The sequence below is a fragment of the Planktothrix sp. PCC 11201 genome (assembly GCF_900009135.1).
GTDB lineage: Bacteria > Cyanobacteriota > Cyanobacteriia > Cyanobacteriales > Microcoleaceae > Planktothrix.
The window spans coordinates 19,693-32,428 of record NZ_LT797685.1 but is presented as its reverse complement, the minus strand read 5'-3'; the positions used below and the strand labels follow the sequence as shown (position 1 = coordinate 32,428).

Annotated in this window: 10 protein-coding genes and 1 riboswitch; of the genes, 5 read left to right on the top strand and 5 right to left on the bottom strand. The window is 43.5% G+C overall.

The window, feature by feature from the left end:
- The first annotated feature begins 23 nt into the window (after positions 1–23).
- Complete coding sequence (locus tag PL11201_RS00595) at positions 24–2,141, top strand: bifunctional arginine dihydrolase/ornithine cyclodeaminase (RefSeq protein WP_079676716.1); 2,118 nt, start codon at positions 24–26, stop codon at positions 2,139–2,141.
- Between the two features lie 215 nt (positions 2,142–2,356).
- Positions 2,357–3,562, top strand: a complete 1,206-nt coding sequence (locus tag PL11201_RS00590; protein ID WP_079676715.1) for a Coenzyme F420 hydrogenase/dehydrogenase, beta subunit C-terminal domain — start codon at positions 2,357–2,359, stop codon at positions 3,560–3,562.
- Between the two features lie 190 nt (positions 3,563–3,752).
- Here PL11201_RS00590 and PL11201_RS26350 read toward each other — a convergent pair whose 3' ends face one another.
- Together PL11201_RS26350 and typA are read right to left on the bottom strand one after the other, a co-directional pair.
- The gene (locus tag PL11201_RS26350) at positions 3,753–3,959 is read right to left on the bottom strand and encodes a hypothetical protein (RefSeq protein WP_159451487.1); all 207 of its coding nucleotides are present in this window, start codon (positions 3,957–3,959) and stop codon (positions 3,753–3,755) included.
- A 34-nt stretch (positions 3,960–3,993) separates the two neighbouring features.
- Positions 3,994–4,085: riboswitch (Glutamine riboswitch) on the bottom strand.
- Between the two features lie 140 nt (positions 4,086–4,225).
- Positions 4,226–6,016, bottom strand: coding sequence for a translational GTPase TypA (typA, locus tag PL11201_RS00580; RefSeq protein WP_079676713.1), 1,791 nt, complete (start codon positions 6,014–6,016; stop codon positions 4,226–4,228).
- 288 nt (positions 6,017–6,304) lie between these two features.
- Between typA and PL11201_RS00575 the strand changes: the two genes are divergently transcribed.
- Together PL11201_RS00575 and PL11201_RS00570 are read left to right on the top strand one after the other, a co-directional pair.
- Entirely contained in the window at positions 6,305–7,315 is a 1,011-nt protein-coding gene (locus PL11201_RS00575) for an ABC transporter substrate-binding protein (protein ID WP_159451486.1), read from the top strand.
- 22 nt (positions 7,316–7,337) lie between these two features.
- Positions 7,338–8,942: a HAMP domain-containing methyl-accepting chemotaxis protein gene (locus PL11201_RS00570; protein WP_079676711.1), complete on the top strand. Its 1,605-nt coding sequence runs from the start codon at positions 7,338–7,340 to the stop codon at positions 8,940–8,942.
- A gap of 20 nt (positions 8,943–8,962) precedes the next feature.
- Here PL11201_RS00570 and PL11201_RS00565 read toward each other — a convergent pair whose 3' ends face one another.
- Complete coding sequence (locus PL11201_RS00565) at positions 8,963–10,219, bottom strand: hypothetical protein (RefSeq protein ID WP_079676710.1); 1,257 nt, start codon at positions 10,217–10,219, stop codon at positions 8,963–8,965.
- A gap of 117 nt (positions 10,220–10,336) precedes the next feature.
- Between PL11201_RS00565 and PL11201_RS00560 the strand changes: the two genes are divergently transcribed.
- A complete protein-coding gene (locus PL11201_RS00560; protein ID WP_079676709.1) occupies positions 10,337–10,912 on the top strand; it encodes a DciA family protein in 576 nt (191 codons plus the stop codon).
- 42 nt (positions 10,913–10,954) lie between these two features.
- Here the strand turns inward: PL11201_RS00560 and PL11201_RS00555 are convergent, their stop codons facing one another.
- Both PL11201_RS00555 and PL11201_RS00550 read right to left on the bottom strand, forming a co-directional pair.
- The gene (locus tag PL11201_RS00555) at positions 10,955–12,037 is read right to left on the bottom strand and encodes an ATP-dependent 6-phosphofructokinase (RefSeq protein WP_079676708.1); all 1,083 of its coding nucleotides are present in this window, start codon (positions 12,035–12,037) and stop codon (positions 10,955–10,957) included.
- A gap of 119 nt (positions 12,038–12,156) precedes the next feature.
- Entirely contained in the window at positions 12,157–12,711 is a 555-nt protein-coding gene (locus PL11201_RS00550; protein WP_079676707.1) for a Uma2 family endonuclease, read from the bottom strand.
- Positions 12,712–12,736 lie beyond the last annotated feature (25 nt).

Below are 12,736 nucleotides of genomic sequence, written 5' to 3'. Positions count from 1 at the left end.
GTGTCTACCCTATTGTACCTAAAATGACAGAATCAATTCGCTTTCTGATGTGTTCTCCAGACCACTATGATGTGGACTATGTAATCAATCCTTGGATGGAGGGAAACATCCACAAATCCTCCTTTGACAAGGCTAGAGAACAATGGCAAAGTTTGTACCATCTGATCAAAGAACACGCCATTGTTGACTTAGTAACCCCCGCCAAAGGCTGGCCGGATATGGTTTTTACCGCCAACGCCGGGTTAGTTCTCGATAAAACCGTGGTTCTTAGTCGTTTTTATCATAAGGAACGTCAAGGGGAAGAACCCTATTTCAAAACCTGGTTTGAAAGTCAAGGATTTACCGTCCACGAACTCCCGAAAGACCTCCCCTTTGAAGGTGCTGGAGACGCATTATTTGACCGGGAAGGGCGCTATTTATGGGCAGGATATGGGTTTCGGTCTGAACTCGACTCCCACCCCCTAATTGCTGAATGGCTGGATATTGAAGTCCTATCCCTGCGATTAATGGATGAACGGTTTTATCATTTGGATACCTGTTTTTGTCCCTTAAAAGGCGGGTATTTAATGTATTATCCTCCCGCTTTTGATTCCTATTCAAATCGCTTAATTGAACTACGAATTCCCCCTGAAAAACGGATTATTGTAGAAGAACCCGATGCCATCAACTTTGCTTGTAACACCGTCAATATCAATCAGAGGGTGATTATGAACAAAGTTAGCGAAAACCTCAAAGCCAGACTCGAAGAAGCCGGTTTTACTGTCCTAGAAACTCCCTTAACTGAGTTTTTGAAAGCAGGTGGAGCTGCTAAATGTTTAACCCTGCGGGTGACTGAACCTGTGATTGTGGATCGTCATGCTGTGGTTAAAGTCGAAAGCCACACCGTCCTGATGGAAGGACATCTATTAGACGCCGGGTTAATTAACCGCGCCCTAGATTTAGTCGTCGAAGGCGGGGGGAGTTTCAAAGTCCTTAACTTTAATTTAGGGGAACAACGCCAAAGCACCTCGAAAGCCGAGATTAAAATTTCGGCCCCCTCCCATGAGGTGATGGAAGAAATTATTAGCCAATTAATTGATATTGGTGTGGTGTCTTTGGAAGATGACCAACGAGACGCCCGCTTACAACCTGTAGAACAAGATGGCGTTAGTCCTGATAATTTCTACGTCTCCACCATTTATCCCACGGAAGTCAGGATGAATGGAGAATGGATCACCGTTCAAAATCAACGCATGGACGGCGCGATCGCGATTTCCCAAACCCCCAACGGTCTAGTAGCCCAATGTAAGATTCTGCGGGATTTAAAGGTCGGAGAACGGGTTGTGGTGGATGTGGTGGGTCTTCGCACGATCCGCAAAACCGAATCCAGGGAAGCTCGGAATGCACCCCAGGAATTCAGCTTTATGTCATCTGGAGTCTCCAGTGAACGTCGGGTTGAGTTGATTGTGGAACAGGTCGCCTGGGAATTGCGCCAAATTCGCGATCGCGGCGGTAAAGTCGTGGTCACAGCCGGCCCAGTGGTGATCCATACCGGAGGGGCGCAGCATTTATCCCATCTGATCCGTGAAGGCTATGTCCAGGCGTTATTAGGGGGAAATGCGATCGCCGTTCACGACATGGAACAATCAATCATGGGAACCTCCCTGGGTGTGGATATGAAACAAGGAATCGCTGTTAAAGGAGGACATCGACATCATTTAAACGTAATTAATACCGTTCGTCGTTATGGGAGTATTGCCGCCGCCGTTGAACATGGCTTGGTTAAAAGTGGGGTAATGTATGAATGTGTGAAAAATAACATTCCCTTCTCCCTAGCGGGTTCGATTCGAGATGATGGCCCCCTGCCGGATACCCAAATGGACTTAATTAAAGCCCAAGAACATTATGCCGAACTCTTGCAGGGCGCGGATATGATTCTGATGCTGTCCTCGATGCTGCATTCGATTGGAGTGGGGAATATGACCCCTTCGGGAGTTAAAATGGTCTGTGTGGATATTAACCCGGCCGTTGTGACCAAACTCAGCGATCGCGGTTCCGTGGAGTCCATTGGCGTTGTCACCGACGTGGGACTATTCCTAAGTTTATTAGTCAATCAATTGGACAAATTAACCAGTCGTTACGGGGTCGTACAAGTCAGTTAATTTCATTTTTAAATAAGAAAAGATCACATTCAAAACCGATGAACGTGATCTTTTCCAGATCAAACTTTAAGCCCGTGACATCAATGTTTTCACCGCCCAGGAGCCGTTCATTTGCTTGATTCCCGTAGAGAATATCATTATTTTCCTTTGTTCTAAGTCATTATGGTAAAATGCCACCATGTTTGTAATTTAGATATCACAAAACCTAACTTTCAATGACTTCACTACAAGAGCCCGCCAAACATCTCAAAGCTAAAGGTATGAAACCAGGGAGTCGTCGCCCGGCGAAAGAACTCTGTAGCGAGTGCGGTCTGTGCGACACCTATTATATTCATTATGTTAAAGAAGCCTGTGCGTTTCTCAATCAACAAATCGCCGAATTAGAAACAGAAGCCCACGGACGTCGCCGCAATTTAGAAAACTGGGATGATGTCTATTTTGGGGTGCATCAAGATATGATGCAAGCTCGAAAAAAAGAACCTATTGAGGGTGCCCAATGGACGGGAATTGTGAGTACCATTGCTATTGAAATGCTCAACCGGGGGTTAGTGGAAGGAGTAGTTTGTGTTCAGAATAGCAAAGAAGACCGTTTTCAACCTCAACCCATTATTGCGAGAACCCCAGAGGAAATTTTAGCTGCAAAAGTTAATAAACCCACCCTATCCCCAAATTTATCGGTATTAGAACAAATCGAACAGTCGAAAATGAAGCGGCTGTTAGTGATTGGGGTAGGTTGTCAAATCCAAGCATTAAGGGCAGTTGAGAAAGAACTGGGATTAGAAAAACTCTATGTTTTGGGAACTCCCTGTGTGGATAATGTTACCCGGGCAGGGTTAAAAAAATTCCTAGAAACCACCAGCAAATCCCCTGATACTGTGGTTTATTATGAATTTATGCAGGATTTTCGAGTTCACTTTAAACATGAGGATGGCTCTACTGAAACCGTGCCATTTTTTGGGTTAAATACTAAGGAATTAAAGGATATTTTTGCCCCATCTTGTTTGAGTTGTTTTGATTATGTTAACTCCCTGGCGGATTTAGTGGTGGGCTATATGGGGGCAACTTTTGGCTGGCAATGGATTGTCGTTAGAAATCAAACCGGACAGGAAATGTTAGACTTAGTGGGAGATTTAATTGATACTAAACCTGTCATCGCCCAAGGAAATCGGAAACCCGCCGTACAGCAAAGTATTCCCGCCTACGATAAAGCCGTTACCTTACCAATGTGGGCAGCAAAATTAATGGGTGTGGTGATTGATAAAATCGGCCCCCGGGGGTTGGAATATGCGCGATTTTCCATAGATTCTCACTTTACTCGGAATTATTTGTATGTTAAACGGAATCATCCTGAGAAGTTAGACGCTCATGTTCCTGATTTTGCCAAGCAAATCGTCGAACAATATAATCTTCCTAATTCTTAAGGGAATGGGGAATGGGGAATGGGGAATGGGGAATGGGGAATGGGGAATGGGGAATAGGGAATGGGGAATAGGGAATAGGGAATCAAAAACCCCGCGTTGGTTACTGAGTGCTAATGCGGGGCATAATAGATTAGTATTGAGTTGGTTGTGGATTTTTGCACCCTTAGAACTAAACAGGGTGTTTTGGGATTTATCCGGCATTTTTGACCAATTTAGCACCGATAACGGGGACTGATAAAATCAGTAACACTAACCAATGTGCTAAAGCTAAACTGACCAACAAACTGATAGCAGCAACTCCCCTAGCCATGACTCGAACGATTTCTTCGTTGGTACTCAGACTGAACAAGACTGCAAAAACGGAAATTGCGAAAGAAAATAAAGAAGGTACTAACATCACAACAAACCCTTAATTTCAGGTGAAACTGTGTTGTGCGTTCCTTCGGGAAAATTCCCTACTTCCGTCTTCCCCAAACGCCAGAACGCATCCCTCTTGATTGAGCATTTGGGGGAGATGAACGTTTAATATTGAATTTTGTTATCAAGATTATAACATACTTAAGAAAAAAGTATATAGTCTTCCCTTAACCGTAATTTTATCTTCTAAGAGCCAAAAGAGACGCGCCGTGGCACGTCTCTACATTTTTAGGGATTAAGAAAAAGTTAACGTTTGACTAACTTCTTGCTGACTTTGCGTAGACGAATAGACTGGGGAGTCACTTCCACCAATTCATCATGGCCAATATACTCTAAAGCCCGTTCCAAACTCATCTCCACAGGCGCTTGTAACTGCACCAGTTCATCCCCTGTGGCAGCCCGATGGTTGGTCAACTGTTTGGTTTTACAGACATTCAGTTCTAAATCTTGGGGACGGTTGTTTTCCCCCACAATCATGCCTCTGTACACCTTAGTCCCAGGCGTAATAAAAAACACCCCTCGGTCTTCGGCGTTTTTCATCGCATAGAAGGTACTCACCCCTTCCTCAAAGGAAATTAACACCCCATTCCGACGGGCTTCAATATCTCCAGATAGGGCGCGATATTCCAGGAAACTATGGTTCATAATCCCTTCCCCGCGAGTCATCCGCATGAATTCCCCTCGGAACCCAATTAAACCCCGGGCAGGCACCACAAAATCTAACTGAGTCCGGCCATTGCCACCAACCAACATATCCTGCATTTCCGCCCGCCGTTGGCCCAAGCGCTCAATACAGCTACCCACGCCATCTTCAGGCACATCTAAGACTAGATATTCAAAGGGTTCATAGGGTTGGCTATTGACTTCGCGGTAAATCACCTGGGGTTGGGATACCTGGAATTCGTACCCTTCCCGACGCATATTTTCAATTAAAATCCCCAGGTGCAGTTCCCCCCGTCCCGATACCAAGAACTTATCAGGGGAGTCGGTTTCTTCCACCCGCAGGGCGACGTTGGTTTCCAATTCTCGCATTAGGCGGTCGCGCACTTGTCGCGAAGTCACCAACTTGCCTTCCTGTCCAGCAAAGGGCGAGTCATTCACCGAGAAGGTCATTTGTAAGGTCGGTTCATCGACTTTAATTAACGGTAAGGCCTGGGGGTCATTGGGACAGGTAATAGTTTCCCCAATATTGGCATCACTAAACCCGGCCACGGCGACAATATTTCCCGCCGATGCTTCTTGTAGTTCAATGCGTTTTAAGCCCTCAAATCCCATTAATTTAGAGATTTTGCTTTTAACAATACTGCCATCTTCCTTAATTAAGGAGGCGAGTTGTCCCGCTTTAATCACGCCATTATGAATTTTTCCAATCACAATGCGCCCGACATATTCAGAATAATCCAGGGTTGTCACCTGCATTTGCAAGGATTTTTCCGGGTTTCCCACTGGGGGCGGAACATATTCGAGGATATACTCAAACATGGGCTGCATATCCGAGCTTTCATCCTCTAGGGTGCGTTTGGCAAAGCCTCCTAAACCGGATGCAAACAAATAGGGGAATTCACATTGGTCATCATCGGCGCCGAGTTCTAAGAATAAATCTAAGACTTTATCAACGGCCGTGTGTGGTTCCGCCCGATGACGGTCAATTTTATTAATCACCACAATCGGGCGCAGTCCTTTTTCCAGGGCTTTTTTCAGCACGAAACGGGTTTGAGGCATGGGCCCTTCGTTGGCATCGACGATTAAAATACAACCGTCCACCATCCCTAAAACCCGTTCCACTTCGCCCCCAAAGTCGGCGTGACCTGGGGTATCGATAATATTAATAACGGTCTCTTTATAGCGAACTGCGGTATTTTTAGATAGAATTGTGATCCCACGTTCCCGTTCAATATCATTAGAGTCCATGACGCAATCTGGAACTTCTTCCCCTTCACGGAAAATGCCAGATTGTCTGAGAAGTGCGTCCACAAGGGTCGTTTTGCCGTGATCGACGTGGGCAATAATTGCTACGTTGCGAATGGGGAGAGACATAAGTTAGGTCTAAGTAAGCTGAATTTTTGGAAAATTGTCAATATTGTTCCAATCTATTAATAATTGTAACGCATCTGCGATCGCATGGGTAGTATTTCTGAGCCAAAAGCCACAAAATTTAGTCCGAACTCCATAGGTGGGGAACTCAACATTAGAAGTTACCTCAGAAAGATTAACGATCTTATTAACGGTAAAAGTATTAAGTTTTCGGGGATTATTCTTGATTTAGATATAATAGTTGTCAGTAAACTCTTTATCTCTTTTCTTGATAAAATATTAGTAAAAACCATGAAGCAACGTCAACCTTTAATGAATTTCAGCCTATTTTTAATCGGTTTATTTTTGATCGTAAGCTGTCAAATCTTGCAGCCAAAGTTAGAAACAGAAACTCCTGCTTCTACTGTGCGCCTAGGGTTTAATAATTGGCCGGGATGTGCCGTTTGGCAAATTGCTGCCGAGCAAGGAATTTTTGAGAAAAACAATCTGGATGTTGATTTACAATTTTCTGATTATACCACGGGATTCACTAACTTTGCCTCGGGTCAATTAGATGCAAATTGCCATACTTTATATGATACAATTTATTTAATGGGGACAGATTCACAAGTTGATCAAGTGATTGTAGCTCTCACCGATTGGTCTACGGGAGGTGACCAAATTATTGTTGCACCAGGAATTAATAATATTCGGGATTTAAAAGGCAAAAAAATTGCTCTTGAATCAAAATCTGTCGGCAATTTTATGCTGCTGATAGCCCTAGAAAAATATGGCTTAAAGCCCTCAGATATTCAAGCACTTAATCATGATTTAATTACTAATGCTGCCCTTTTTGTTGAAGGAGAAGTAGATGCTATTATCACCTATATTCCTTTTTCTAAGGAAGCTATGAATCTTCCTGGCAGTCAAATTATATTAACCTCGAAAGATTTCCCCGGAGTTATTTCTGATCATTTGGTTGTGAATCGTAAATTTCTAAAAACCAATCCTCAAGTCGTACAAGCTCTGGTTAATAGTTGGTTTGATACCGTTGAATTTATGCAGAAAAATCCAGACGTATCTCATCAAATTATTGCTTATACATCTGGGTTAACAATTCAAGACTTTAAAAATTATGAATCCCAAATTTCAATCAAAGGCTTATCAGAAAATTTAACTGCTTTTGAAAGGAGAGAAACTTTTACCTCTTTACCCTATGCGGCTGAAAAAATTTATCAGTTTTTGCAAAAGAATAAATTGATTACCAAATCTGTCAATATAGAACAAATTTTAGATTATAGTTTTGTTCGCAATAAAAATTAATCGAGTTCAAGGATAATTGATCATGAAAAAAATAATTAATTTTTTCAAACGAGGTGAGTTACAATTTAAAATGATTAATGCCTTTGTGTTAATGGGATTAATTATATTTTTGGTAGCCTTTTTAGGATGGCAAAGAACATTAAATTTAAGCAATGAACTCAATGAAATTAGCATAGTCAGATTGCCTTCAATTGTAAGTTTAGCCAAGATTGATCAGGGATTGAGAAATATTGATTCCAAACAATCATGCCTTTTAAATACTTGTCTAGGCGGTGAAAATAGGGAAATTACTATTGCACAAATTCAAGAAAATCTTGATTTAATTAACACCGGTTTTTTAGAGTATGAAAAATTACCTCGAACCCAGAAAGAAGACCAATTATGGCAGCAATTTCTATTGAGGTGGCAACAATGGGAAAAACAGCAGAAAAATTTTATTAATCTTTACGATGAATTTCAAAAAGTTGGAATCATATACCCCTCTCAAACCCAAATTAAATTATGGAAAACAGGTCAACAAAATTCCCCAGAAATGAAAATAGCCAAGCAAGCATCCCTGCTTTTATCAAAATTAAATATTCAAGATCGCTCGATTAATCAACCCATTTTATATGCTACATCTCAAAGTTTAGCAAAAGTGATTCAAGAAAATCAAAATATAGCAGAATCATCTAAAATTCAGGCAGATAAAACCATTGAAAATAGTCGAAATTTTAGCGTTTTAGCTATGATATTTGGGCCTGTAATAGCCATATCTTTAGGTATTATTTTAAGTATAGCGATCGCCCGCCCCATTAGTCAAAGTCTCAAAGGATTAGTTAATACCGTTGTCAATTCTTCCTCCGAAATTGCCGCTACCGTTGAACAACAAGAAAAAATTATCGCCTTACAAGCATCATCGGTGAATCAAACTACAACTACAATGGACGAATTAGGGCGAACTTCTCGTCAAGCCACCCAACAAGCTGAAACCGCAGCCCAAATTACTAAACAAGTCTTAATTTTATCCCAGGACGGGGCAAACGCCGTTTCTAAAACCATGTCAGGGATGGTGACTTTAGACAAAAAAGTAGGTGAAATTGCGCGTCAAATTACCACCCTAAATGAACAAGCCCAACAAATTAATAGTATTAGTAACTTAGTCAGTGATATTGCCAATCAAACGAATATGTTAGCTCTGAATGCCTCCATTGAAGCTGTTAGAGCCGGAGAGCATGGTTTGGGATTTAATGTAATTGCTTTAGAAATCCGTAAGTTAGCCGATGAAACCCATAAATCTGCTCAAGAAATTAATCAATTAATTGCTAAAATTGAACAAGGGGTTCAAGGTACGGTTGTTGCGGCGGTCGATGGCAAACATACCGTGGAAAATAACTTAAAAATCGCCGAAGACACCACGGCAATTTTCAGCAAAGTTACCGCAGCAATTGATCAAGTTTCCATAAGTTCTCAACAGATTTATTTCACTTCAAAACAGCAAGTTCTCGCCATTGAAGAAGTCATCACAGCCATGAATTCTATTAATAATGGCGCTCAAGAAACAGTTATGGGAATTAGCCAAACCAAATTAGAAACCCAACAGTTAAAGAATGCAGCCTATAATCTAAAACTATTAGGGGTAGGTTAATGCCGGATTTCTGGATTCAATTAGGGCTTAGGAACATCATAATAGGCAGGAATCCCTTGAACTTGTAACTCATCCCGTAGGCGTTTAGCTCCGGCGGCATCGGTTAGGGCACCCAGTTGAATTTTTTTACCCGTTTTGAACTCCGCAATATAGGCATCGGGAACCACTTCTTTCGCCTGTTCAAAGGAGCGTTCGCCACTATAATCCAGCACAACATAATAATATCCGTCCCCGGATTTTATCGGTTCAGTTGGTCTAGCTGGACTCTGTGCGGTCACGATTTTAGGAACCGCACCGCCCCCGGGTTGAACCGTTGAGGTATTGGTTCCCGGTTTCGACACTGGAGCAACAGGAGTTAAAGGTTTTTTGGGTAATAATTCCTGGGTCAGATTATTCAAACCCGGATCATTCGGGGATGTTAGGTTGTTTGAGGGTGCAGGTAAGGTTGTGGCTGGACTCGGGGGTAAGGTCGCCGGGACAGAAGGAAGGGAAACCGGATTCTGATTCGGATTAATATGGCTCAAGGTATCCAAATCCAAGTTAACAAATTCCTTGGCCGCTAAATTGGGCGAGAGGGAATCCGTCGGAGGCAGGGATGTTTCTGTTGTGGCTAGGGTTGGAGGATTAGCCGGAGCCGGGTTAGCCGTTGGGGTGGGAAAAAACCGATCCAAACCCAAGCTAGTACGACCGGAGGGAGACGAGATCACATAGCTTAAAGCCGTACAGGATAACAAGAACAGAAACATTGAAGCAATGCCCAGGGGTGTTAAGAGACTAGCCATCAAACTCCGGTTTTCCTGGGGGTTAGGGCGCCGTTCTTCTATACTTTTGATCAGGGCTTCCGTCGATTCTAAATATCCATCCGATGAAGTTGCAGTTGGGGCGGGTGACTTCAAGCTAAAACTAACCGCAGGTTCAGCCCCATTAGTTTGAGGAGGGGTGGTCGATGAAGGTTGAGACGCAATAGCCAAAGGTGCCGATTTTGCAGGAACCACGGTTTCCCAACCCGACGGTCGAGTTTGGGGTTCAAACAGTTTTCCCTCCGATGCTGCGGTGTCATTCATTGCCACGGCTACGGCATCGGTCGCTTGTTCAAACTGCGAGTTGCTTTGTCCGTTGGGGTCGGGTGTAGTTTGTTTTGTGCGTCGTCGATGACGCCGATAACGGGTTAATTCTGATTCGAGTTGCACATCCAAATAACCTAAAACCGCTTTGAGTTGGGGTTTTAATTCTGGCTGTGAGGGTTGAGGGGACTTGATCTCAGATGCTTGACTCATGGTTAAACTCCTAAGCACTGGTTATTAATTTTAAAAATAGGGACTTTCGAGTTTAAATCTTCAATATTAAATGTCAGTTTATCTATATTTTGATTCATTTTACTGATTTGGTTAACAATGCAATCCCTCCATCATATTTTAGGTCGCCTTCAATCTCAGATTCTTACCCCAGAACAGCAACAATTTCAAGATCTCTGTCAATGTTGGTCTGAAATTGTGGGAACTTTAGCCAGTCGTCATACTCGTCCAGTCACTTGGCACCGAGGGGTGTTGAATGTTGCCACCTCTAGTGCCACTTGGTCTCAGGATTTAACCTTCAGACGGTTGCAAATTATCCATAAATTGCATCAAAAACTTTTATTTCCAGTTCAGGATATCAAATTTTCTCCGGCGGGATGGCACTATCAACTCCCTGGTGATCAATCGGTTTCCCGGCCTTCTCAGAAAGATGAGTTTTCTCAAATGTGGCAGGAACATCCCAGTCGGGTTGAGATTTTGATTCCAAAAGCAGTGGGCGAGGTGACCGGGCGTTCCTCCCTGACCCCATTAACGGCCTTTGAAGGTTGGGCTAATCGTCTAAAAGAGCGATCGCAATCTTTTCCCCTATGTCCCCAATGTCACTGTCCAACTCCCCCAGGGGAATTATCTCGCTGGTCAGTTTGTGGCTTTTGTTCAATGCAAATAGGAGAATGAAGCCCCCGTAAAGACGCGCTACAGCACGTCTTTACAACAGAATTAATTCCCTAAACAAATCCCCATACTTTGGGCGGTTTCTACTAAGATATCATCGGCATTAACAGCCCGATATTGAGCGATCGCATCCAAAATTGGAATACTCGACACATTCCGGTCGCGCCAAACGACAACCCGATCATAATTCTCCTCAACAATCAGATCCACCGCCGCCACTCCAAAAGCGGAAGCAATAATTCGATCGATGGGTGAAGGAGTTCCCCCCCGTTGAATATGACCGAGAACCGTAACCCGAGTTTCTGCCCCACTGCGATCGCAAATTTCATCGGCTAGATATTGTCCAATGCCACCCAAACGGGCCTGTCCCATGCGATTAATCATGGTTACAGGTTCTCCCGTTTCTGTTTTAACCGCCTCTGCCACCACGACTAAACAATAGTTTTTCCCTTGTTTTTGTCGTTCTGCAATATGCTGACAAATGCTATCCAAACTATAAGGAAGTTCAGGAATTAAAATAATATCCGCACCGCCCGCAATTCCCGCATGGAGAGCAATATGTCCCGCATCTCGCCCCATCACCTCTAAAATCATCACGCGGCTGTGACTAGCGGCGGTAAAGTGCAGTCGATCTAGGGCTTCCGTGGCAATATCAACGGCGGTACTAAACCCAATAGATAAATCCGTGCTACCCACATCATTATCAATGGTTTTAGGAATGCCAATCAAATTAATATTTCCCTGTTGGGCAATGCGTCGCAAAATGGCTAAACTGCCATCTCCCCCAATTCCAATTAAGGCATTTAATCCCAAGAGATGATAACCTTCAATAATCTCCTCAGAGCGATCGAGCAAACTGCCATCCGGCATCGGAAAGGCAAAGGGATCACCCTTATTGGTGGTTCCCAAAATTGTCCCTCCGGCGGTGAGAATATTATCGACTTTATCAATAGTCAGAGGAACACTGTTCACAGGACGTGTCATGAACCCTTGGGTGGCTTCTCGAATACCGAAGACCTCCCACCCCAGGATTCCTGCCGCCCGATAAACCACAGCCCGAATTGCTGCGTTTAAACCTGCACAGTCTCCCCCACTGGTTAAAATACCAATGCGTTTGTGTTCTACCATATTTGGCGAATTCTGGATTTACAGATGCAAATTTAGATTACATCTGATTGGCAAATGATGGGTAAATCTTTGCTCATCTTTAATATTTTAATCAGGAATCAACAGGCATAATACCCTGATCAATCTGCGCAAATCATGGCTTCAACCGGAATCTGGATATCGGTAAAGGCCAGGGGTGTAACTTCACCTTCGGTTAAGGTGATTTTGGAGCCATATTCACCATTCCGGGGATCACGATAAATAATTAGTTCCCGGCGCTGTAGGTTAACTAACCAATATTCGGAGATTCCTGCTTCAGCGTAGATCCGATATTTAACAGTTGAGTCTTTTTCTAGGCTGGAGTTCGAGTATTCTATAACCCAGAAAATATTCTCAGGATAGGGATGATGACTGAGATATTCCCGCCCCAAACGTTCCACAATGGCGATATCGGGTTCGGGCTCGGAGTCGTTGGGGAGGGTGATGGGTTTGGCGGGACTGACTAAAGCGCGATCGCCAAGTATCCGCATGAGATACTCGCCAGCAGTTCGACTATAGTAGGCGTGGGGTTCTCCTTCTGGGGACATTTGAACAATTTCTCCCTGTAGTAGTTCAACGGGGCGCTCATCGAGTAGACCCATTTCGACGATGCGGTGATAGTCGTCTAGTTTCCATTTTGCGATCGATAGTGTCATCTTGATCAACTATTAGGAGTGGGTA

What these genes read in the sequence shown, in the direction of transcription:
- PL11201_RS00570 (WP_079676711.1), top strand. Translation starts at nt 7,338, where the DNA reads ATGAAAAAAATAATTAATTTTTTCAAACGAGGTGAGTTACAATTTAAA.
- PL11201_RS00595 (WP_079676716.1), top strand. Translation starts at nt 24, where the DNA reads ATGACAGAATCAATTCGCTTTCTGATGTGTTCTCCAGACCACTATGAT.
- PL11201_RS00555 (WP_079676708.1), bottom strand. Translation starts at nt 12,037, where the DNA reads ATGGTAGAACACAAACGCATTGGTATTTTAACCAGTGGGGGAGACTGT.
- PL11201_RS00565 (WP_079676710.1), bottom strand. Translation starts at nt 10,219, where the DNA reads ATGAGTCAAGCATCTGAGATCAAGTCCCCTCAACCCTCACAGCCAGAA.
- PL11201_RS00590 (WP_079676715.1), top strand. Translation starts at nt 2,357, where the DNA reads ATGACTTCACTACAAGAGCCCGCCAAACATCTCAAAGCTAAAGGTATG.
- typA (WP_079676713.1), bottom strand. Translation starts at nt 6,016, where the DNA reads ATGTCTCTCCCCATTCGCAACGTAGCAATTATTGCCCACGTCGATCAC.
- PL11201_RS26350 (WP_159451487.1), bottom strand. Translation starts at nt 3,959, where the DNA reads ATGTTAGTACCTTCTTTATTTTCTTTCGCAATTTCCGTTTTTGCAGTC.
- PL11201_RS00550 (WP_079676707.1), bottom strand. Translation starts at nt 12,711, where the DNA reads ATGACACTATCGATCGCAAAATGGAAACTAGACGACTATCACCGCATC.
- PL11201_RS00575 (WP_159451486.1), top strand. Translation starts at nt 6,305, where the DNA reads ATGAAGCAACGTCAACCTTTAATGAATTTCAGCCTATTTTTAATCGGT.
- PL11201_RS00560 (WP_079676709.1), top strand. Translation starts at nt 10,337, where the DNA reads ATGCAATCCCTCCATCATATTTTAGGTCGCCTTCAATCTCAGATTCTT.